17 protein-coding genes and 1 tRNA gene are annotated in these 21,391 nt (G+C 71.2%); 7 read left to right on the top strand and 11 right to left on the bottom strand.

Going from position 1 to position 21,391, the window contains the following annotated elements; translation table 11 throughout:
* Window position 1: 1 nt before the first annotated feature.
* On the bottom strand, window positions 2-2,635 hold the full coding sequence (locus tag ACZ6TB_RS33195) for an ATP-binding protein (RefSeq protein ID WP_465561146.1): 2,634 nt from the start codon (window positions 2,633-2,635) through the stop codon (window positions 2-4).
* A gap of 34 nt (window positions 2,636-2,669) precedes the next feature.
* Between ACZ6TB_RS33195 and ACZ6TB_RS33190 the strand changes: the two genes are divergently transcribed.
* Complete coding sequence (locus tag ACZ6TB_RS33190) at window positions 2,670-3,845, top strand: RNA polymerase sigma factor (protein ID WP_465561143.1); 1,176 nt, start codon at window positions 2,670-2,672, stop codon at window positions 3,843-3,845.
* On the opposite strand, the gene ACZ6TB_RS33185 is transcribed toward ACZ6TB_RS33190, so the two are convergent.
* Window positions 3,832-4,182: a YciI family protein gene (locus tag ACZ6TB_RS33185; RefSeq protein WP_465561141.1), complete on the bottom strand. Its 351-nt coding sequence runs from the start codon at window positions 4,180-4,182 to the stop codon at window positions 3,832-3,834. The genes ACZ6TB_RS33190 and ACZ6TB_RS33185 overlap by 14 nt on opposite strands.
* A 67-nt stretch (window positions 4,183-4,249) precedes the next feature.
* The gene (locus ACZ6TB_RS33180) at window positions 4,250-5,518 is read right to left on the bottom strand and encodes a GDSL-type esterase/lipase family protein (protein WP_465561138.1); all 1,269 of its coding nucleotides are present in this window, start codon (window positions 5,516-5,518) and stop codon (window positions 4,250-4,252) included.
* Window positions 5,519-5,678: 160 nt separating this feature from the next.
* Between ACZ6TB_RS33180 and ACZ6TB_RS33175 the strand changes: the two genes are divergently transcribed.
* Entirely contained in the window at window positions 5,679-5,888 is a 210-nt protein-coding gene (locus ACZ6TB_RS33175; protein WP_465561136.1) for a putative signal transducing protein, read from the top strand.
* A gap of 9 nt (window positions 5,889-5,897) precedes the next feature.
* On the opposite strand, the gene ACZ6TB_RS33170 is transcribed toward ACZ6TB_RS33175, so the two are convergent.
* The 4 genes from ACZ6TB_RS33170 to ACZ6TB_RS33155 form a co-directional block, all read right to left on the bottom strand.
* Complete coding sequence (locus tag ACZ6TB_RS33170) at window positions 5,898-7,688, bottom strand: beta propeller repeat protein (RefSeq protein WP_465561134.1); 1,791 nt, start codon at window positions 7,686-7,688, stop codon at window positions 5,898-5,900.
* A 1,206-nt stretch (window positions 7,689-8,894) separates the two neighbouring features.
* Window positions 8,895-8,968, bottom strand: a tRNA-Met gene (locus ACZ6TB_RS33165).
* A gap of 68 nt (window positions 8,969-9,036) precedes the next feature.
* Entirely contained in the window at window positions 9,037-11,997 is a 2,961-nt protein-coding gene (locus ACZ6TB_RS33160) for a UPF0182 family membrane protein (protein WP_465561131.1), read from the bottom strand.
* Between the two features lie 82 nt (window positions 11,998-12,079).
* On the bottom strand, window positions 12,080-13,108 hold the full coding sequence (locus ACZ6TB_RS33155; RefSeq protein ID WP_465561128.1) for a YlbL family protein: 1,029 nt from the start codon (window positions 13,106-13,108) through the stop codon (window positions 12,080-12,082).
* Between the two features lie 110 nt (window positions 13,109-13,218).
* Between ACZ6TB_RS33155 and ACZ6TB_RS33150 the strand changes: the two genes are divergently transcribed.
* Window positions 13,219-14,511: a zinc-dependent metalloprotease gene (locus ACZ6TB_RS33150; protein WP_465561125.1), complete on the top strand. Its 1,293-nt coding sequence runs from the start codon at window positions 13,219-13,221 to the stop codon at window positions 14,509-14,511.
* Window positions 14,512-14,514: 3 nt separating this feature from the next.
* On the opposite strand, the gene ACZ6TB_RS33145 is transcribed toward ACZ6TB_RS33150, so the two are convergent.
* The gene (locus tag ACZ6TB_RS33145) at window positions 14,515-15,099 is read right to left on the bottom strand and encodes a hypothetical protein (RefSeq protein WP_465561499.1); all 585 of its coding nucleotides are present in this window, start codon (window positions 15,097-15,099) and stop codon (window positions 14,515-14,517) included.
* A gap of 30 nt (window positions 15,100-15,129) precedes the next feature.
* Window positions 15,130-15,663 carry a M48 metallopeptidase family protein gene (locus tag ACZ6TB_RS33140; RefSeq protein ID WP_465561123.1) on the bottom strand — a complete coding sequence of 178 codons (534 nt, stop codon included), beginning with the start codon at window positions 15,661-15,663 and terminating at the stop codon, window positions 15,130-15,132.
* Between the two features lie 447 nt (window positions 15,664-16,110).
* Between ACZ6TB_RS33140 and ACZ6TB_RS33135 the strand changes: the two genes are divergently transcribed.
* From ACZ6TB_RS33135 to ACZ6TB_RS33120, 4 genes are all read left to right on the top strand, one after another.
* Entirely contained in the window at window positions 16,111-16,272 is a 162-nt protein-coding gene (locus ACZ6TB_RS33135) for a DUF5679 domain-containing protein (protein ID WP_015625326.1), read from the top strand.
* Between the two features lie 199 nt (window positions 16,273-16,471).
* Window positions 16,472-17,470: a hypothetical protein gene (locus ACZ6TB_RS33130; RefSeq protein WP_465561120.1), complete on the top strand. Its 999-nt coding sequence runs from the start codon at window positions 16,472-16,474 to the stop codon at window positions 17,468-17,470.
* Window positions 17,471-17,582: 112 nt separating this feature from the next.
* Complete coding sequence (locus tag ACZ6TB_RS33125; RefSeq protein WP_465561117.1) at window positions 17,583-18,932, top strand: ABC1 kinase family protein; 1,350 nt, start codon at window positions 17,583-17,585, stop codon at window positions 18,930-18,932.
* Window positions 18,933-18,945: 13 nt separating this feature from the next.
* The gene (locus ACZ6TB_RS33120) at window positions 18,946-20,211 is read left to right on the top strand and encodes a M18 family aminopeptidase (RefSeq protein ID WP_465561115.1); all 1,266 of its coding nucleotides are present in this window, start codon (window positions 18,946-18,948) and stop codon (window positions 20,209-20,211) included.
* Between the two features lie 284 nt (window positions 20,212-20,495).
* Here the strand turns inward: ACZ6TB_RS33120 and ACZ6TB_RS33115 are convergent, their stop codons facing one another.
* Together ACZ6TB_RS33115 and ACZ6TB_RS33110 are read right to left on the bottom strand one after the other, a co-directional pair.
* Window positions 20,496-20,858: a WhiB family transcriptional regulator gene (locus tag ACZ6TB_RS33115; RefSeq protein WP_465561113.1), complete on the bottom strand. Its 363-nt coding sequence runs from the start codon at window positions 20,856-20,858 to the stop codon at window positions 20,496-20,498.
* Window positions 20,859-20,998: 140 nt separating this feature from the next.
* Window positions 20,999-21,316 (bottom strand): hypothetical protein, encoded by a 318-nt coding sequence (locus ACZ6TB_RS33110; RefSeq protein WP_465561111.1) that lies wholly within the window; start codon window positions 21,314-21,316, stop codon window positions 20,999-21,001.
* Window positions 21,317-21,391: the final 75 nt, after the last annotated feature.

The raw sequence follows: 21,391 nt of genomic DNA, 5'->3' as shown, positions 1-21,391 counted from the left end.
GTCACCCATCTATCGGCGTGACCAGGCCGAGCCGGCGCGCCCGGTCGACGGCCCCCGCGCGGTTGGCCGCCCCGAGCTTGGCCAGCACCGCCGACACGTGGTGGTCGACGGTCCGCACCGCGATCACCAGGTGCCCGGCGATCTCGGCGTTGGTGCGGCCCGCGACGAGCAGGTCGAGCACCTCGTGCTCGCGCCGGGTCAGCCCGAGCGGATGGGCCCGGGTGGCGCGGCGCGGCCCGACCGGAACCGACCGCACGCCCCGCTCCCGAAGCCGCTGCCGGGCGACCCTCGCCGCGGGCCGGGCCCCGAGCTCATCGAAGATCTCCAGCGCCCGGCGCAGCGCCGCCTCGCCGCCCGTCCCTGCGCCGCCCGTCCCTTCGCCACCCGTCCCTGCGCCGCCCGTCCCTGCGCCGCCCGTCCCTTCGCCGCCCGCCGAGACCAGCGCGAGCCCCGCTTCGTACCGGCTGCCGATCGCCAGCCATTCCGCCGCCGAGCGCTCCGGGTCGCCGTTCATCAGCGACGCGTACGGCGCGGCGAACGGCCCCGGGAAGTCCGGGCTCGCCTCCGTGCGCAGCAGCCACACCGCCACCGCGCCGCGCTGCCACGAGTTGCCGCCCTCGGCGATCTCCGCAGCGAGGGTCGCCTCCTTGCGCGCCTCGTCCACCTCGCCGGCCAGCCAGCGCATCTCGGCCCGGCTGCACCGGGCGCAGACGATCCACTGTGGCTCGCCCGTCCCCTCGGCGGCCTCGATCGCCTCGTCGAGCAGGGGCCAGACGCCGTCCTCGCCCCGCCGGCCGCGCACGGTCGCGAGGGCGAGCAGCGGGCTGATCCGGTTGATCGGCGACGCGTCGTACCGGGTCAGCAGCCGGCCGGCCAGCGACGCCGACTCTTCCCAGCGATCGGTGCGCGCCAGCGAGACGGCGTGCTCCCCGCGCATGCTCGTCCCGTACGCCGGAACGTCGTGCTCGTCGCAGTAGGCCACCCCGTCGACGTAGTAGGGCTCGGCCTCGGCGTACCGCCGCTCGCAGGTCAGCAGCCCGTAGATGTTGTGATAGGCCCGTCCCGACTGCTCCTCGAGCCGATGCGCCAGCGCCACATCGAGCGCCTCCCGCATCAGCGGAACCCATTCCCCGCCGCCGGACGCCAGCGCGCAGGCCCGCGTGTTGAGGGCGTCGCTGACCACCTCGTGCAGCCCGAGCCTGCCCGCCACCGCGCACGCCTTCTCGCCGAGGGCCGCCGCGTCCTCCCGGCGATTGGCGAGCGACCGCTGGTTGGCGAGCTGCGCGTAGGCCCGGGCCAGCTCCGGCCCGTCCCCGAGCGGCGCCAGCACCGCCACGGCCTCTTCCGCGGCCGCCATCCCCTCGGCGCCCCGGCACTGGCTGACCATGGCGACCGAGAGCCGGCGGAGAGCGTCTCCCGCACGGACGCGATCTCCCGCCGTACGCCAGAGGTCGCGTGCCCGCTCCGCCGCCGTGACCGAGTCGTCCCCCCGGTCGACCAGCGAAAGCTCGTCGCCCAGCCGGTCATGCAGCTCGGCTCGGGATGCCGCCGGCAGCCCCGCCGCAAACCGCAGGGCCCGCTCGTACTGCGCCGCCGCCTCCCGATGCGAGGCCAGCTCGGCCGCCCGCCGCGCCGCCCGCACGGCGTAGTGCAGCACCGCCGCCCCGTCCCCGGCCCCTTCGGCGTGAAAGGCCATCCCCGCGTCGTCCTCGCTGCCCAGCTCTTGCAGCCTGGCCAGCACCGACTCATGAATGCGCACCCGGCGATGCCCCGGAATGGTTTGCTCGACCGCGAGGCGCGCCAGCTCATGCCTGAATCGAAGGGCCGGCCCGTCTTCGATGAGCAGTCCCGATGCGACCAACTCGTCGACCACCCGGTCCTCGAGAAGCCGCGGATCGATGCGCGCCCCGATCAGCGCCGCCCGCTCCAACCCCATCCGCGACATTTCGGAAATGTCGCCCAGGCGGGCCAGCACCGCCTCCCGCGCCGAGGCCGGCAGCGACGTCGAGCCGGCCCGGGCCAGCTCGGTCACGAAGAACGGATTGCCGCCGGTCAGCTCGTACGGCCCGGCGAAGCCGAGCTCCTTCACCGCCCCGGGCGACAGCGGCCCCAGCCCGACCCGCCGTGCCGACCGCAACGTTCCCAGCTCGCCCACCGCGACCCGCACCGGATGGCCCGGCGGCAGCCCGTCGTCGCGGTAGGTCACGATCAGCAGCGCCGCCGTGTTTCGCAGCCGCCGGGCCAGGAACCGGACCAGGTCGATGGTCGCCTCGTCGGCCCAGTGCAGGTCCTCGATCACCAGCACGTCGAGCCGGCCGGCCCCGCCGACCTCGCGCAGCACCGCGTCGAACAACTCCTCGCGCGGCGCCCGTGCCCGGGAGAGTCTCGCCAGGTCGCCGCCCAGCTCGGCGGCGATGTCGAAGAGCGGCCCGAGCGGCCGCGGCGTGGAGAGCCCGTCGCACAGCCCCCACGACCAGCGCGCGTCCGGCACCCGCCCGGCCAGCGCCTCGACCAGGCTGGACTTGCCGATGCCGGCCTCGCCCGGCACCAGCACCAGCCGGCCGTCGCCGGCCCGGGCCTCGCCCGCGTACTCCGTGAGCGAGGCGAGCGCGGTCTCGCGCTCGAGCAGGGGCATGGGCCCAGTCTGCCCGATGGGGGAAACTCGCAGCGTGATCGATGTCCGTCCGATACTCGACGCGGCCTGGCGCGCACACGCGGCGGCGATGCTCGGCGTACTGGCCCGCCGCCTCGGCGACCTGGACCGCGCCGAGGAGGCGTTGCAGGACGCGATGGCCGACGCGCTACGCCGCTGGCCGGCCGAGGGGGTGCCCGGCAACGTGCCCGGCTGGCTGGTCACCGCCGCCTGGCACCGTGCCCTGGACCGGCTGCGCCGCGAGGCCACCGGCCGCGAGAAGCTGGCCGTCCTGGCCGCCACCCCACCGGCCGCGCCCACCGGCGACGACCGCTTGGCGCTGCTGTTCGCGTGCTGCCACCCGTCGCTGGAGGAGCCGGCCCAGATGGCCCTGACCCTGCACGCCGTGGCCGGGCTGCCCGCCGACAAGATCGCTGCCGCGTTCCTGCTGCCGCGGGCCACGATGGCCCAGCGCCTGGTCCGGGCCAAGCGCCGGCTGCGTGGCGTCGATTTCGAGGTGCGCGACCCGCTGACCCGCCTGCCCGCCGTCCTCGCCGTGATCTACCTGATCTACAACGAGGGTCATCTCGACGAGTCCCGCGTGCTGGCCCACGAGGCCCTGGACCTGGCCCGCCAACTGGCCGCCCTGCTCCCGGACGCGCCCGAGACCGCCGGGCTGGCCGCGCTCGTGGAGCTGCACGAGTCCCGGGCCGGCGCCCGCCTCGACGCCGACGGTCACCTGGTGCTGCTGGCGGACCAGGACCGTACGGGATGGGACAAAGCCCTAATCCGTAGCGCCCTGAGCCGGCTCGCCGGGGCCGCCACCCGGGACCGCCCGGGCCCGTACCAACTCGAGGCCGCCATTGCCGCCCTCCACGCGCTGGCGCCGTCCTACCGGGACACCGACTGGCGGTCGGTTCGCCGCCGCTACGACGATCTCCTGGTTCTCCGCCCGTCGCCGGTGGTCCTGCTGAGCCGGGCGGTGGCCACCAGCTTCGTCGACGGTCCGGCGGCGGCGCTGTCCGAAGTGGAGGCGCTGTCCGATCGTCTCTCCGGCTACCGCCTGTGGCACGCCACCCGGGCCGACCTGCTGGCCCGCCTGAACCGCACCGCCGAGTCGCGCGAGGCCCTCCGCCGGGCGCTCGCGCTGGCCACCAACGCGGCCGAGCGCGAGCATCTCTCCCGGCGTCTGGCCCGGCTCAGCGCTCCATGACCGGCCGCACCTCGATCTTGTCGCCCATCCGGATCCCCGGCCAGCCGCCGGCGACCGCCACGGCCTCGTCGATGTCATCGGCGGCGATCAGGATGAAGCCGCCGACGACCTCCTTGATCTCCAGGTAGGGGCCGTCGGTCACGGTCGGCGTCCCGTCCGGCCCGGCGCTGATGGTCTTGGCCGTCCGCGAGTGCTGGAGCTCGGCCCCGCCGGACACGATCTTCCCGTCCTGGTGCCACTTGTCCCACCAGGCGTTGACCTCCTCCATCAGCCCCGACGCGATCGCGTCGTCGTACCAGTGCGCCTCGTCCCCCGCAATGATCATCACGTACTGCACGCCATGTCCCTCCGTAGCACCGTTCGGTTGCCCCCATGACGAACGGCGGCCGCCGGAATCGACCGCGTCAGCCGAGAATCGCCGGCAACGGAATGTAGCGTCCCAGCAGCTGGTCGCCCGCCGCGTTCGGGTGGTAGCAGTCGTTCCGCAGGTCGGCCACCATCACCGTCGGGTCGGCCGGGTCGCGCAGCACCGCGTCGAAGTCCAGCACCTCGTCGAACAGGTCGGTGCTCCGGATCCACGCGTTCACCGCGAGCCGGGTCTGCTCCTTCTCGCTTCCGGCCGGGTTGCACATGGGCAGGATCGTCGACGCCACGATCCGCAGATGCCGCGCGTGCACCCGCGCCGCGATCCCCTTCATCGCGTCGATGACCTGCGAGGCCGACGCCGGTGGCGCGTTGTCGCCGCCGCCGATGTCGTTGGTCCCCTCGAGCAGCAGCACGGTCCGCACCCCGGGCACCGACAACACGTCCCGGTCGAGCCGCTGCGGCGCCGGCGGCCCGCAGCACTGCCCCGTCGGGTCGTACGGATTGGGCTGCACGCTGACGGTGTTGCCCGAGATCCCCGCGTTGACCACCGACACCCGAGCCGAGGCCGGCAGCGCGTCCAGCCGATCGGCCAGCACGTCGGTCCACCGCTGCCCGGGCGGCCCATAGGCGTTGTACCCGTCGGTGATCGAGTCGCCCAAGGTGACCAGCGCGCCCTTGGCCGCCGGCACATCGGCCGTCACGAGATCCATCCACCAGGTCTGCCCCGGGTGATAGCCCACGGCGGTGCTGCTGGTGTTGCCGGGCACCACCGGATAGCCCGGGAACCCGGAGTCCGAGGTGGACGCCGCCGTGTTCCCGCCCGTGCCCACATAGGAAGCGGGCGGATCGTAGGCAAACGGCGGGAACGTGTGATCGTCGACCGGGCTGCCGGGCGCGTACACGCTGACGGCCACGTCCTCCTGCGCCCCGACCACCACCGCGGCCGCGTCGCTGACCACCGACTGCCCCGGCGCGATCGACACCGATCTCGCGCCGTGGAACGTCAGCCGCCGGTTGGATCCGAGCACGAGCCGAGCCGCTCCCGGAGCCACCGTCCGCCCGATCCAGGCCTCGCGAATCACCACCGGCGCGCTGCCGAACGGGTTCCCGAACCGAACCCGGATCCCCGCGCCACCGACCGAGACCCGGGCAATCTGCCGGATCGTCGCATCCGGCGAGACGCCGTGCACGCCCTCGAGCGAGGCCCCCCAGATTCCCGCGGGCGCCCGCTCGGGCTGCCCGCCCGACGCCCCCGCCTGTCCCCCCGCGCCCAGAACCAACCCCGCCGCGGCAAGGCCAGCAACCACCCGACGCCCAACACGCACAGTGATCACCTCCATATCCTCGCCACATTGACACACATCACTAGATCAAAGCGACCCCCCGGCCGGGAAAACCAGGGCCCTACCCGGGTGCCGCACGCGCGCCGGAGATGCGAACCTAGGCCCACACCAAGAGGAGGCAGGCGTGGACGTAGTAGAGATAGCGGTGGTCGACAGCCGCATAGAGGCAGAGGTCATCGCCGGCTTGTTGCGGAGCAACGGCATCAAGGTCGGTATCAACTCCGACGACGCGGGCGCCCAGGAGCCTCAGCTCCAGTTGACGAGCGGCGTGCACGTCTACGTTGCCCCCGAGGACGCCGAAACGGCCCGCAAGCTCCTGGCTTCGCGTCGCTAGCTCCGGCGGTCACGCGGTCTCGCGTACCACCTCGATGTCGTGCTCGTCCGAGCACAGCAACCAGGTCGGCGGGATGGTCACCGACTCGTGGGTCTCGCGGTTCGCGGTCGCGGCCCACCGGTCGGTCCCGGTCCGCAGATAGACGCCGTGGCCGGTGCCCGCCAGCGCCCGGCCCCCGGCCGCACCGGCGAGCGCCTCGACCGGCTCGAACCGGGTGCGGTCGCGCAACGGCAGACCGTCGTTGACGTCCGCGCTCGCCCATGACTGCCCGTCCCACCGCGAGACGCCGGCGCTCTGCGTGCCGGCCAGCACGGTCCGGCCGTCGAACGCCAGATCCCAGCAGGTGCCGCCGGCCCACCCGGTGGAGAGCGACTCCCAGCGCACGTCGCCCCCGAGCAGGCGCGCCCGCTGACACCCTCGCCCCGGCTTGCGCGGGTCGGCCTCGCCGAGCCCCGCCCACAGGACCGCCGTCGCCCCGTCGACCTGCACCGCCAGCGCTCGCACGTCCGCGTCGGCCAGCCCGATGCCGGTGAACGTGCCGCTGCGCCCCGCGTCCACCGACAGGTAGACGCCGAGCCGCGCCTGGCTGGCGAGCGCGACCCCGGTGACTCCGCCCGCGGTGACAAACGACGAGATCGCCGCGAACCCCCGGTCGGCGTCGGCCGGTTCGACCATCACCTGGGCCGGAATCGCGTCCGGCACCGGCGCCACCTCGTAGAGCCCACTGTCGGTGGACAGCAGCAACATCACGTCGCCGTCCCGCTCCACCCACGCCGCGCCGGTCACCGCGGGTTCCAGCTCGCCGAGTCTCGCCCAGCTCTCCCCGAAGTCGCCCGACAAATACAAACGCGACGACCCCTCGGCCGTACGGGTGACAACCGCCAGCAAGCCCGACCGGGCCCCGCTTCCCGCCACCCGGCGCACCTCCTCGCCCGGGAACCGCCCGACCGCTTCCCAGCCCGAGCCGCCGTTGCCGGAGCGGAACAGCACTTCCCCGCCGCCCGCGTACCAGACGTCGCCCCGGGACGGGTCGATGCCGACGGCCCGGATCGAGCTGTCCGGCGCGTCCCGGACCACGAACCGCAGGTCCTCCACCCGCGACTTCTCCGGCACGCACTGCTCGACGACCTCGATCACGTCCGACGCGCGCAACGGCTCCCCGAACGGCAGCCCCTCGTTGCGCCCGGCCGCCGGCAACGGGCTGATCGCCTGAAAAAGACGCTGGAGAAGGCGCGCCCGTACGGCCTCCGGGTCCTCGTCAGCGGGAACAACCACGCGCCCACGCACCGACACCGGCTTGTACCGCGCCCACCCCGTGACCACCCTCGTGCTCAACGGCCGCCGCCCGTCCAGAAGCCGCTGAATCTCCCCGAGCACTCCGGCGTCCTCGTGCCCGACCAGCGCCTCCATCGGCAGCCGCCACCCCGGCCGCTCCGGTGCCCCCACCGCCGGCGCCAGCAGCACCCGCACTTCTCCGGCCCGCCCGACCGGCCACGCGCTCTCGCCCGCGAACGCCCCCGCCCGCCCCACCGCCGCCGAGCCGGCCAGGGCGAGCGCTTCGAAGTCCCGAGCCGTGATCGCCCGCCGCTCGAGCGCCAACGCGTACCGCCGCCGCTCCAGCGCTTTCCCCAGGCTCTCCAGGTCGCGCCCACCGCCGCCCGGCGCCGGATTGCTGACCCGCACGCCCGCGATCGGCTCCCGCATCACGGTCACCGTGCCGGCGCCCACGTTCCCCGCCGCCCCGCCACCAGTCCAGTACCACATGCGAATCCGGGCCCCGGCCGCCGGAACGGCCCCCACCGCTCCGCCCCCTTCCCCGAAATCCAGCCTCGGCGCAAACGCCACCGCCCCCGACGCCCGATCAAGCACATAAACGCGCGCGTCCCCCGCACCCGCCTCAAACGCCGAAACCGCGCGCCAGATCTCATAGGTGACCCCTTCGAACTCCCGAGTCACCGCCCCGTCGCCGGCGTCCCCCTCCGCCCGCTCAACCCCCAGCAGCACGTCCCCCACATCATCAACAGCCGCGATGGGCCCGCGCCCCACCCGAAGCACCAGCCCCGGTTCCCCGCGCCCCACTCCCACGAGTTCCCCGTCGACCCGCTCCGCGTGATAGGCCCGAACCCCCACCGCCGTTTCCCCCGGCTCGAGAGTCGTGGACCAGGCAGTGACAAACACCACCGCCCCCGCCGCCACCCGAGTCCCACCCGGAATGACAACCCGCTCGTCCCCGCTCCCCACCCGCCCGAACACAAGCTCCACCGAAGCGGCCCCCGGCGGAACTCGATCCACCCCATGCAGCCCCAGAAGCTCGAGATACCCCCGAAGCGGCAGAGCCTCAAGCCCCCGCAAAACCCCTTCGGCAGCCACCCCCGCCAACCCCAGGGCAGCCATCCGAGCAGACGCCAAAACCAGCCCCAGATCCCATTTCCCAGTCCCCAACCCAGGCACCACGCACCCCCAGCGGCGAGCCCTTTTCCCGCACTATCCCATCAGGACACCCCACCACCCCCCGCCCATCCGGCCCCCCATTTCCAGACGCTCGGACCCTTCCCACCGCCCCAGCCCCCGCCGCCCGGCAAGGCAGAGGGGCTTCAGGCCGCGCGAGGTTGAGGCCGCGCGGGGTTGAGGCCGCGGGGTTGAGGCCGCGCGAGGTTGAGGCCGCGCAGGGTTGAGGCCAAGGGGTGAGGCCAAGGGTGAGGCAGCGGGCGCGAAGCGCGAGGCGGCGGGCTCAGAGCCCGTCAGGCCTCTCAAGAAGGAAAACGTCAATGCCGCCCGGCCCCAAGACCAGCCCCCCAAACGCCAGCGACTCCCCAGGCGAAGCCAGCCAAGGCCGAAGGCCAACGGCAAGAGGATCCAAGATCGAGGCCGAAGGCCGCAAGATCGACCCACCCACCGACCGCAACCATCAGACACCGTGGGGGTTTCAGGGGGCTCGGCCCCCTGAGCCAGCATACGAAAAAGTCCCCGTCCGCGGTGTGCGCGGACAGGGACTTCCCAACTTTGTAGCGGGGACAGGATTTGAACCTGCGACCTCTGGGTTATGAGCCCAGCGAGCTACCGAGCTGCTCCACCCCGCGTCGGCTTGTTAAGACTAGCGCAACCCGGAGGACGCCTGCAAAACGGCCCCCGGGTTGCGCTCGTCACGTCATCCCCCAGCGCTCGGCGACGGTGTTACCGAAGCCCCCGTGCTGGGCGTCGCGCCCGCCGTCGGGTTGGCGCCGGCGGAGGCGGTCTGGGCCGCCTGGAACTTGGCCATCGCCGTGTCCAGGGCCTGCAGCGCCTCGCCGTACTTGGCGAAGTCGCCCGACTTCTGGGCGGTCCGGACGTTCTCGATCGCCGTGTCGACCTCGGCCGCCGCCTGTGCCAGCTCGCTGTTCAGCGTCGCCGGCGGCGGGTTGGTGCCGGTCGAGCCCGGGTTGCTGGTCGAGCCCGGGTTGCCGGTGTTCGTGCCGCTCTGTTTGGCCTGGGCGACCAGCGCGTCGAGCCCCTGTTTCAGGTTGTCGGCCAGCACGACGTAGGTGCCGCCATCGCCGTACGACATCAGGACCTTTTGAAGCAGTGGCGCTGCCGTGTCCTGGTTACCGGTCTTCACGTAGACCGGCTCGACGTACAGGATGCCGTTCTCCACCGGCAGTGATATCAGGTTGCCGTAGAGGACCTGCGCCTGGTTGTTGTTGGTCGACAGCAGGCTGAGCTGCTGTCTGACCGCGGCGTTGTTGGTCATCTTTTGATGGACCTGGACCGGGCCGGGAATGACCGTTTGATCCGGTAACTCGAGCACTTGCAACTTGGGCTGGTTGTTCTCGTAGTAGCCGGAGACCAAGGCCGCCAAGTTTTCCCGGTTGAACGGTGTCACGCCGGCGGTGAGCTGGAACAACGTCCCGCTCTGCTCGGGCAGTTTCACGTTCAGGTAGAACGGTGGCTGCTTCGTGTTGCTGGACGGCGCGTCCGGCGCGTTCGGCACCTGCCAGAAGTCCTGGCCGGAGAAGAACGCCCGCGGCTCGGTCACGTGGAACTTGGTGAGCAGGTTGCGCTGCACCTTGAACAGGTCCTGCGGGTAGCGGAAGTGCGCGGCCAGCGACGGCGGGATGTCGGCCTTCGGGACGATCAGGTCACCGCCGAACGCCTTGTTCCACGCCTTGAGGACCGGGTCCTGGTCGTCGAACTGGTAGAGCTTGACCGTTCCGTCGTACGCGTCGACGGTCGCCTTCACCGAGTTGCGCATGTAGTTGACGTCGTCCCGGGCCAGCGCGAACTGCCCCTGCCCGGTCAGCTCGTCGCGCGTCTCGTTGGCCAAATTGATCTTCTGCGCGTACGGGTAGGTGTTCGCCGTCGTGTACCCGTCGAGGATCCACACGATGCGGCCGTCGACCGCGGCCGGGTACGGGTCGCCGTCGATGGTCAGGAACGGCGCGACCTTCTCCACCCGGGAGCGCGGGTCGCGGATGTACATGAGCTTCGAGTTCGAGTTGACCGCGTCGGACAGCAGGAAGTTGCTCTCGGTCAGCTTGATCGCGAAGACCATGCGCCGGAAGAACGAGCTGATCGGCACGCCACCGCGGCCGTCGTACGTGTAGAGCTCCTCCGCGTTCTTGTTCTCCTCCTGCGGCCGGTCGAACTCCACGTTCTTGCCCTTGTCGGTCTGGCCGACGATCGCGTACTCGGTGGACTGCTCGCCGTAGTAGATGCGCGGCTGGGTGACCTTGATCTCCTCGGTCTGCGCCGAGCAGCCGGGCGGCCGGTCGTCGCCGAGGAAGCCGGAGACGAAGAACGGCAGGCCGCCGCAGACCACCTGGTTGGCCGGCGCTGCCACCAGGCCGAAGCCGTGGGTGTAGACGGTGTGCCGGTTGAGCCAGTTGCGCTGCTGCGGGGTCAGCTTGTCATCGTTTATCTCACGGGCGCCCACCACGTAGTCCGCGGTCTTGTTATCGATCGTGTAGCGGTCGACGTCGAGCTTCTTGCCGAAGTCGTAGAAGCCGCGGGACTGCTGCGACTGCGTGAACGCCTGCGACACCAGCTGCGGGTCGACGAGCCGGGCGTTCTGCGCGCTGGTGTCGGCGGCCAGTCCTGACGGCGGGACCACGTTGTTGGCCTGATAGCGATCGACTTGCGTGGTATCCAGCCCGAACGCCGTCCTGGTCGCGTTGATCGACCGTTGGATGTAGGGCGCTTCCTTGTCGGCGAGGCTCGGCTTGACCGAGAAGTTCTGCACCGCGAGCGGGTAGATGCCGCCGATCGCGACCGCCGAGATGGCCAGCAGCGCGAGCGAGACGCCCGGCCAGACCAGGTTGCGCATGCCCGCGTTGGAGAACACGATGATCGCGATCGCCACCACGATGGAGATGTACGCGAGGATCTCCTTCGCCGGGAGCAGCGCGTTGACGTCGGTGTAGCCCGCGCCGTACAGCCCCGGGGAAACGTGCTGCTCGAGCAGCAGTGAACGGCGGTCCAGCACGTACGCGACCGCCTTGAGCAGCACGAAGATCGCGACGAGCGTGGTGAGGTGGGCCCGGGCCGCGGTCGTCATCCGATCGCCGACGCCCTGCAGCCGCACCCCGCCGAAGATGTAGTGGACGGCGAGCGCGCCGAGCACGGACAGCACCACGGCGGTGAAGCCGACGCCGAGCAGGTAGCGCCACCACGGGTAGTCGAAGATGTAGAACCCGATGTCCACCTTGAACTGCGGGTCGTCGACGTGGAACGGCTGGGAGTTCCGGAAGAGCATCCACTGCTTCCACTGGCCCTGCGCCGAGAGGCCGGCGAAGAAGCCGATGATCACGCAGAGGACGGCGATCCAGGTGCCCAGGCGGGGGGCGATGACCGTACGGTATCGCTCCAGCGTGGCCTGCTCGGCCGAGTGCGGCCGCAGCAGGGGGCGCAGCCGGTACGCCAGGTAGAGGTTGCCGCCGATGATCAGAGCCACCGCGGCGCCGATGACCAGGAACAGCACGAGCCGGGTCAGCAGCACGCCGGAGAAGACGTTGACGAAGTGGACCTCGTTGAACCAGAGGTAGTCCGTGTACGCGTCGATGCCCCAGCCGAGCAGCGTGAAAAGAAGGAAGACCCCGACCAGGACGCCGACCGTGACGCGACCGCGCCGGCTCATCCTCGGTAGAGGGCTGTTACGCATGACCAACGTGGGCTCCACACATCATTTGGGCGGCCGGTGTCTCACAGTACGACATCTGTCACGATGCCGAGCACGGCTTCGGGGTACCGCCGGACGTGAAGGTCTTGAGCGCGGTGAGGGCGTCGTCCACCGTGGCCACCTCGGCCATCGGCAGCCCGGAGACCGCGTTCTTCAGCGCCTCGGCGCAGTTGTCCTTGGGCACGAGGAAGATTTGGGCGCCGGCGGCCTTCGCGCCGACGAGCTTCTGCGGGATGCCGCCGATCGGTCCGACGTTGCCGCCGTCGTCGATCGTGCCGGTGCCCGCGATGATCTTGCCGCCGGTGAGGTCCTCCGGCTTGAGCTTGTCCATGATTCCGAGCGTGAACATGAGGCCGGCGCTGGGTCCGCCGATCTTGTCGAGGTCGATCTTGACGGTGAACGGGTGCGGTTGCTTCGTGGCGATCTCGATGCCCAGCCGCGGCGTCTTGTCGTCGCCGCTGGCCTTGGTCGTGATCGGCGCGCTGCCCGGCTTGCTGGCCCGGGTGTAGGACACCGTGAACGTGGTGCCGGCCGGCTTGGCCCGGACCACGTCGGTGAGCTTGTTGGGGTCAGTGATCTTGGTGCCGTCCACGGCGGTGATCACGTCGTCGGCCTGCAGGACGCCGGTGGCCGCTCCCCCGGCGGTCACGCTCTTCACGTACGTCTGCACGGGGTAACCGAGCTTCGTGAGGGCGACCGTCACCGCGCTGTCCTGCGACTCGGTCCACTCCTGCGCGTTCTGCTGCTCGACCTGCTTCTCGGTCTGGCCCGGCGGGTAGATCAGCGCCCGCGGCACCACCGCGTCCTTCTTGCTGAACCAGCTGCTGATCGCCCACACCAGCTCCACCTGTGACTGCACATTTACCGTGGTGAGCCGCAGCTGGCCGGCCGAGGTCGTGGTCTTCGCATCCGTCACCTGGATCACCTCGGTGCCGTCGCTCGAGCCGAGCGTATTGACGGTCGGTCCCGGCTTCAGCACGACGTAGGGCAGCGGCGCCGCCATGACACCGACTGCCAGCAGGGCGGTGAGCAGGGCGCCGAGGATGACAGTGACACCGCGACGTCTCATGCGCGTGAGACTATCGCCCCACCCTGAGTGCTCTCTGAGCTGCCGCCCGTTCTCTCTGAGCTGACACCACCGGCGGTCCGGAGCGGGCGTTTCGCGCGTACGGTTGACACGTGCCTGATATCCCGTTCGGTTTCTCGTTGCCGGGCGCCCAGCCGCCCGATCCCTCCGACCCGCAGCAGATGCAGCAGTTCATGTCCGACCTGCAGCGGATGTTCGCGGGCGGCACCGACAGCGGCCCGGTGAACTGGGACCTGGCCCGGCAGGTCGCGGCGAGCCAGTTGTCCGCGTCCGGCGATCCCTCGGTGAACATGTTCGAGCGCCACCAGGTCGAGGAGTCGCTGCGGCTCGCCGACCTCTGGCTCGACCCGGTCTCGGCGCTGCCCAGCGGCATCCGCGTGGCCGCCGCCTGGAACCGCAACGAGTGGATCTACAACACACTCGACGTCTGGAAGAAGCTCTGCGACCCGATCGCCGGCCGCATGGTCGGCGCGATGGGCGACCTGGTGCCCGACGAGGCCAAGGCGCAGCTCGGCCCGATGCAGTCGATGGTCGCCACGCTCGGCGGCGCGCTCTTCGGCGGCCAGCTCGGCCAGGCGCTCGGCCAGCTCGCGGCCGAGGTGCTCTCGGCCGGCGACATCGGCCTTCCGCTGGGACCGGGCGGCACGGCCGCGTTGGTGCCGGCCAACATCAAGGCGTACGGCGAGGGCCTCGAGCTTCCCGAGGACCAGGTCCGGCTGTACGTCGCCCTCCGCGAAGCGGCCCATCAGCGGCTCTTCGGTCACGTCCCCTGGCTGCGCGCGCACGTGCTGACCGCCGTGGAGACGTATGCGAACGGCATCACCGTCAACCGCGAGGCGATCGAGGAGGCGATGAGTCGCGTCGACCCGGCCGACCCCGAGTCGATGCAGGCCATGGCCCTCGAGGGCATCTTCACGCCGGAAGACACGCCGCAGCAGAAGGCCAGCCTGGCCCGCCTCGAGACCGCGCTGGCCCTGATCGAGGGCTGGGTCGGTCACGTGGTCGACACCGCCGCCGGCGACCGCCTGCCGAGCGTGGCGTCCCTGGCCGAGGCGTTCCGCCGCCGCCGTGCCGCGGGCGGCCCCGCCGAACAGACCTTCGCCGCGCTGGTCGGCCTCGAGCTGCGTCCCCGTCGCCTGCGCGAGGCCGGCGCCCTGTGGGCCGCCGTCACCGAGCACCGCGGCATCCAGGGCCGCGACGCCCTCTGGGGCCACCCCGACCTGCTGCCGACCGACGAGGACTTCGCCAACCCGCAGGCCTTCGCCGAGACCAGCCTGGATTGGGACATCAGCGAGCTCGACAACCTCGGCAAGGCCCCCGAGGAGGGCGCCGGCCCGCCGGACTCTCCCGAGGAGAAGCCCGGGGAGAAGCCCGAGGACAAGTAGGGATCAGCCGCCCAGGAGGGCTCGGGTGTTCTCCCAGCCCTCCAGGGCCGGGTCGAGCGAGGCAAGCTCGGCCGGCCCACGCAAGCGCCGCCACTCGGGCGTGGAGCTCACGTCCCCGGGTTGCGGCGCCGTTCTGCGCAGCACCTGGGCCGAGGCCGTGTCGAGCTCGTGGTCGGCCAGCCAGTCCGGCGCCGGCAGGCTCGTGGCCAGGCCCATCAGCCCGTTACCCGGCCCGCCGCCGGCCACCGCCACGGACTTGTTCTCCAGCGGGCGCAGCAGCTTCCCGAGGATCATGCCGGGCATGTCGGGCACGTCGGCGGCGATCACCGCGGCCTGGTCGAAGCCGTCCGCGGCAGCCGCGGCCAGCACCGGCAGATAGGTCGCGGTGGGCACCTCGTAGATCCGCATACCCGGCCAGGCGATCTCCTCGGCCAGCCCCCGGTCGGCGGCGGTGGCGGCGATGGCCGGCTCGGCCTGCGCGAGCCGGGCGAGCAGGTCGACGACGTCCTCGGCCAGAGCCGCCCGCCACGCCCCCAGCGCAACACCCGGCGGACTCCACACAACGGGCACCAGCAGCACCGCGACCAGCCTGTTCACGGGACCGACCCTACCGGGGCGTCAGTCGTCGGCCAGGACCATGCCCGTCGCGGCCGAGATGCCCTCCAGATAGCCCCGGGCCCGCTCCGACTTCGGGTACCGCGCCACCAGGTCCCAGAACTCGGCGCTGTGGCTCGGCACGACCAGATGCGCCAGCTCGTGCAGCAACACGTAGTCGATGACCCAGTCCGGCATCTCCTGGATCCGGTGCGAGATGCGGATCGTCCCGTCGTCCGGCGTGCACGACCCCCACCGGCCGTTCTGGTTGGTCACCCAGCGGACGCTGGCCGGCGTCACCAGCCCGACGTGATCGGGCAGATAGCGCGCCGTGAGCCGGCGAGCCCGGGACAGCAGCTCGTCGTCGGTGCGCTGGATGCGTTCCTCGCGGGCGGCCAGACGGGCGAGCATGCGCTCGACCCACTCGGTTTCCTCGGCGCGGGAGAAACGGTCCGGAATGAGCACGACCACGCGCTCACCGTCGCGATACGCGGACACCGTCCGGCGCCGGCGCTGGCTACGCCGCACTTCGACGACAGGCTTGCGCGTCCGGGCCATTACCGGCTCGCGCGGCCCAGATTCGGGTTCACGTTGAGACGCTAATCCGTGAGACCCATGTCACCGCAAGGGTACGCCCGATGACACGTGCCAGATATGTGCGCTTCGTCCCGGTATAACCGAAAAAATTTTCCGGCCCGCAACATGTGCGACGAAGAAGCCAACGTAGCGCACGCTTCGAACGTCCCGCCAAGGCGTTCAAAGTCCGTTTCGCCCTCTTTGCCGGAAATTCCCGGCGTGTTTGGGGGCAACTTCGCGAAATGGGCGATTTCTCCCGGCACACTCACGACGGCGGCGATACCGCCGGCGCTGCACTGACATGGAAATGGCCGGACCTGGGTAGTGACCGCCCCTGACGGAGGCCACATCCACGTGGCCGCGGAGCGGTCCAGCGCCGCCACGAGAGGCATCGGGCCGACCCGGCCGACGATATGACGAGGAGGAACCGTGGCCGACAACACGTACAACGGCTACTGCGTGAAGTGCAAGGAGAAGCGCGACTTCCAGGGCACCGTGGAGGTGTCGAAGACGGGCATGAACATGGCCAAGGGCAAGTGCCCGGTCTGTGGCACGACCGTGAACCGGATCCTCGGCAAGGCCAAGGCCTGATTCACGCTTGCGGGTAGGGCGGCGCCGAGCGCGTCGCCCTACCCCGTAACCGTGTCGGAGTCGACACGTTGAGTGAGTGTGGATAACGTCGAGCGCCTGTGGATAACTCGCGTTTAGCTGTGGATAACACGTTTCACGGGCCCGGCGGTCCTGTGGACAACGAACTCACTCCGCGTCCCATCAGTGACAACCTGTCACGGTGAACCGCCCCACCCTCATCCCCGGTCTGCCCCGCGTCTGGCGTGGGCCCGGCGAGCTCCAGCTCGGCGCCGATCCGGCCCGTGCGCTGCTGTTACACCTTCCCGACCCGGGCGTCGCCCAGGTGCTCGACCTGCTCGACGGCACCCGTTCCGAGCGCCTCGTGCTGATGCGCGCGGCCGAGCTCGGCGTCCGCCATGAGGACTGCCAGGCCCTGCTCGCCACCCTCACCGCCGCCGGTCTCGCGATGCCGACGTCCTCCCTCGTGCCGCCGATCATGGCGGCGGGCCGGCATCGGCTCATCGGCGAGGCGGCCGCGCTCGCACTTCAGGGGGTGACGATCCCGGCCCAGGTCCTTCGCCGCCGGGCGCTCTCCCGGGTGCTGCTCGCCGGGCACGGCCGGCTCGGCGCCGCGATCGCGGTGGCGCTGGCCGAGGCGGGCGTCGGCCAGGTGCGGCCCGAGCTGACCGGGTCGGTCGGGCACGACGAGCTGCCCGGCGGCCCGCTGCGCGGTTCCGACGTGGGGCGGCCGAGGACGGCGGCGATCGCGGAGGCCATCTCCCGCGCGGCGCCGGGGACAATTGCCGGCGTACGCCGCACGGCACCGTCCCTGCTCATCCAGCTCGGCCACGACGAGCCCGCAAGCCTGCTCGCCGCTCGCCTGGCCACCCGGCGCCAGGCCCACCTGGCCGTCACCATCCGCGAGGGCGCCGCCGTGGTCGGCCCGTTCGTCCCGGCCGCCGGCACGCCTTGTCTCCACTGCCTGGACCTGCACCGCCGCGACCGCGACGCGTCCTGGCCGGGCCCGCCCAGCCGGTCCGACGCCGAGCCCTGCGCCGTCGCCACGCTGCTGGCCGCCGCCGCGTTCGCCACCGCCGAGGCGCTCACCTTCCTCGACGGCGGCACGCCCCAGACCATCGGCGCGACCACCGAGATCACCACTCCCGGCCGCCTCCGCCGCCGCACCTGGCTCCCGCATCCCGACTGCCGCCACCGATGACCGCGAAATTGGCATCTTCGGAGAGCCTACGGATCGGACTTTCCCGGACATGCCCGTGCGAAGGCGACGCGGCCGGGCGGTTACCCGGCGATCTGTCGGTAACAATGATCTGGTGAGCGATATACCGCGCCGGGCCGCGTCCCGCACCGCGAAGCTGGCCGCGTTGCCCCTGGGCTTTGCCGGGCGTACCGCGCTGGGACTCGGCAAGCGGGCCGTCGGGATCGCCACCGACGTCATCTCGGCCGACATCCAGCAACGCACCGCCGAGCAACTGTTCAGCGTCCTCGGCCAGCTCAAGGGCGGGGCCATGAAGTTCGGCCAGGCCCTGTCCGTCTTCGAGGCCGCCCTGCCCGAGGAGATGGCCGGCCCCTACCGCCAGGCGCTGACCAAGCTCCAGGAGGCCGCGCCCCCGATGCCGGTGGCCAGCCTGCACAAGGTGCTCGCCGAGCAGCTGGGCGAGGACTGGCGCGACAAGTTCGCCGAGTTCGACGACAGCCCGGCCGCCGCCGCCAGCATCGGCCAGGTGCACCGGGCGTCGTGGAAGGTGCCGGCCAAGCGCAAGAACGCGAAGCCCAAGACCGTCGACGTCGCGGTCAAGGTGCAATATCCGGGCGCCGGCGATGCCCTGCTCGCCGACCTCAAGCAGCTGTCCCTGCTGGCCGGCATGTTCAAGATCATCCAGCCGGGCATGGACATCAAGCCGCTGCTGGCCGAGCTCCGGGCGCGCATCACCGAGGAGCTCGACTACGCGATGGAGGCCGAGACCCAGACGGCCTTCGCCGAGGCGTTCGCCGGCGACGACGAGATCCACGTGCCCCGGGTGATCGCCGCGGCGCCCCGCGTCCTGGTCACCGAGTGGGTCGAGGGCACCCCGCTGGCCAAGGTGATCAGCGACGGCACGCCCGAGGAGCGCGACGAGGCCGGTCGGCTCATGGCCACCCTGCACTTCTCGGCACCGGCCCGGGCCGGCCTGCTGCACGCCGACCCGCACCCGGGCAACTTCCGCATCCTGCCCGACGGCCGGCTCGGCGTGATCGACTTCGGCGCCGTGGCCCGGCTGCCCGGCGGCCACCCCGAGCCGATCGGCCGGCTGGTGCGCCTGGCCCTCGACGGCGATGCCGACGGGGTCGCCGACGGCCTGCGCGAGGAGGGCTTCATCAAGCCCGACGACGATCTCGACGCCGAGGCGGTGCTCACCTTCCTGCGCCCGATGATCGAGCCGCTCGCCGCCGACGAGTTCCGGTTCACCCGGTCCTGGCTGCGCGGCGAGGCGGCCCGGCTGGGCAGCCCGCGCTCCCCGGCCTACCAGCTGAGCCGCAAGCTCAACCTTCCGCCGTCCTACCTGCTGATCCACCGGGTGACGCTGGGCTCGATCGGGGTGCTGTGCCAGCTCGAGGCCGAGGCGCCCTATCGAGCGATCGTCGAGAAGTGGCTGCCGGGATTCGCGCCGGCCGTCTCATGATTCGATAAGGGGCATGGACGCCACCGCACACATCGACGATCTTGGCAGCTTCATCACGGCCTCGCCCAGCTCGTACCATGCCGCCGCCGAGACGGCCCGGCGCCTGATCGAGGCCGGCTGGACGACGCTGGACGAGGCCGCCGACTGGCGCGAGGCGATCGTGCCCGGCGCGCGGCTGGTGATCGTCCGGGACGGCGCCGTGCTCGCGCTGGCGCTGCCGGCCTCGGTGGACGCGGCCATCCCGTACCGGATTCTCGGCGCCCACACCGATTCGCCCACGTTCAAGCTCAAGCCCCGGCCGGCGCTCGCCTCGAACGGCTGGCTCCAGGCGGCCGTGGAGGTCTACGGCGGACCGATCATCGCGTCCTGGTTCGACCGCGAGCTCGAGTTCGCCGGCCGGGTGGTGACGAAGAACGGCGACCTTCATCTCGTACGCACGGGGCCGTTCGCGCGAATCCCCCATCTCGCGATCCACCTCGACCGGGACGTCAACACCTCGTTCGCCCCCGACCGCCAGCGCGACGTGCAGCCGGTGTTCGGCGTCGACGGCCCGGACGTGCTCGCCCACCTGGCCCGGCTCGCCGGGGTGGCGGCCGCCGACATCGCGGGCCTCGACGTGGTGACGGTCGACACCCAGGCGCCGCGCCGTTTCGGCGCCGAGAACGAGCTGTTCGCCGCCGGCCGCCTCGACAACCTGTCCTCGGTGTACGCCGGCCTGACCGCGCTGCTGCGGGCCGAGCCGGGCGACGCGATCGCGGTGCTGGCCGCCTTCGACCACGAGGAGCTGGGCTCGGAGAGCCGGTCGGGCGCGTCCGGGCCGTTCCTGGCCGACGTGCTCGAGCGGGTCACGGCCGGGCTCGGCGGCGACCGCGGCGACCTGGCCCGGGCGATCACCCGCTCCTGGTGCCTGTCCGCCGACGCGGGTCACTCGGTGCACCCGAATCGCCCCGACAAGCACGACCCCACGCACCGCCCGGTGGCCGGCCGCGGTCCGCTTCTGAAGATCAACGCCAACCAGCGCTACACCACCGACGCGGTCGGCACCGCGCTCTGGGCCCGCGTCTGCGCCGCGGCGAACGTGTCCTATCAGGAGTTCGTCTCGAGCAACGCGGTGCCCTGCGGCTCGACGATCGGCCCGCTCACCGCGACCCGGCTCGGCATTCCGACCCTCGACGTCGGCGTCCCGTTGCTCTCCATGCACTCGGCCCGTGAGCTCTGTCACATCGACGACCCGGCCTCGCTGTCGGCCGCCGCCGAGGCGTTCTTCCAGGGCGCGTAGAACAACAGAGAAGCCCGGTCCGCGTTGGCGGACCGGGCTTTCCGTTCTCAGTAAGAGTTGTCAGTGGGTCTCAGTAGCGCCCACCGCCGAGTTCGCGCGAGGCCCGGTGATGGGCCTGCATGGCTACCAGGCGAGCGGGGCGGTGCGCCTCAGGTGTGTAGTCACGCTGAGGCCGACGCATTCGGGCCCTGGACAACGCTTCGTGGAAAAGTCTCATCTTCGTAGCTCCATTCGTGCTCATCTTGGGTCTCTGCTTTCGTCTCGTTGGTTCGGGGGGAAAGGGGTCAGGCCGCCAGGCGAACCTGGTTGCGGGACTCGAGGCCGTTAGCGGCGAGCCGCTCCTCGACCTCGACGGCCAGCTCGGCGTCGCGCGCCACATCGGACTTACGCGGACGGCCACGCGGACGCTTGCGCGGAACAACGGCTCCACGCTCGAAGATCTCGCCGCCCCAGACACCCCAGGGCTCGTTCCGCTCGACCGCGCCGGCCAGGCACTCGACGCGCAGCGGGCAGTCCCCGCAGAGCGACTTCGCCAGTTCCAGCTGAGCCGGGGAGTCCGAGAACCACAGGTCCGGGTCGAACTTCCGACAGGGCAGGTTTGCCTCGATGTCGACACTCAAGTCGATCGGGGCCAGCGCCAGACTCATAAAGCCCGGTCACCTCTCTCTTCTTCGACGATCTTCTGGATCGCAGTGCTGGTAACACATCCGGCCGGTAAGCCGGGCAAAAAATTAGGCCGCGGACCCTGTACGGGTTCCGCGGCCTCGAGGTGAGCCGGAGGTCTGGTTTAACAGACCGGCCTTCCTCGAGGCGGGACACCCGTGCCACCATCCGCGTAACGCTTCTTGGAGACATTGATGCCCACGAACCCAGTGGTGCTGGTGGTGCCGGTAGAGCCAGTGGTGCCGTTGATCCCGTTGGTAAGCGGCAGGGCCTGAGCCAGCTCGGCCTGGATCTGGACCTGGTGCACCCGCGAAACCGGAGCCCCATCGGCAGCCAGGAGGACTACCGGCCGGGCAGCCTGAGCCGGAGCAGCAGGCGCGAACAGAGCGCAGGCACGGTTCAGCGGCATCGACGGTCGCTGCCTCATCGTGTAAATCTCCATCGTTGCCACCTCCTCCATATGCCTTGCACTAGTGGTGTTTCCGCTGGCGGGCAGTACCGCTCGCCAACGCGTGTT

This window comes from Actinoplanes sp. NPDC051537 (assembly GCF_055586105.1).
The sequence above is the reverse complement of the archived record's forward strand: the minus strand, read 5'-3'. Positions and strand labels throughout refer to the sequence as shown.

What these genes read in the sequence shown, in the direction of transcription:
- ACZ6TB_RS33115 (WP_465561113.1), bottom strand. Translation starts at nt 20,858, where the DNA reads ATGAGTCTGGCGCTGGCCCCGATCGACTTGAGTGTCGACATCGAGGCA.
- ACZ6TB_RS33120 (WP_465561115.1), top strand. Translation starts at nt 18,946, where the DNA reads ATGGACGCCACCGCACACATCGACGATCTTGGCAGCTTCATCACGGCC.
- ACZ6TB_RS33155 (WP_465561128.1), bottom strand. Translation starts at nt 13,108, where the DNA reads ATGAGACGTCGCGGTGTCACTGTCATCCTCGGCGCCCTGCTCACCGCC.
- ACZ6TB_RS33140 (WP_465561123.1), bottom strand. Translation starts at nt 15,663, where the DNA reads ATGGCCCGGACGCGCAAGCCTGTCGTCGAAGTGCGGCGTAGCCAGCGC.
- ACZ6TB_RS33160 (WP_465561131.1), bottom strand. Translation starts at nt 11,997, where the DNA reads ATGAGCCGGCGCGGTCGCGTCACGGTCGGCGTCCTGGTCGGGGTCTTC.
- ACZ6TB_RS33195 (WP_465561146.1), bottom strand. Translation starts at nt 2,635, where the DNA reads ATGCCCCTGCTCGAGCGCGAGACCGCGCTCGCCTCGCTCACGGAGTAC.
- ACZ6TB_RS33110 (WP_465561111.1), bottom strand. Translation starts at nt 21,316, where the DNA reads ATGGAGATTTACACGATGAGGCAGCGACCGTCGATGCCGCTGAACCGT.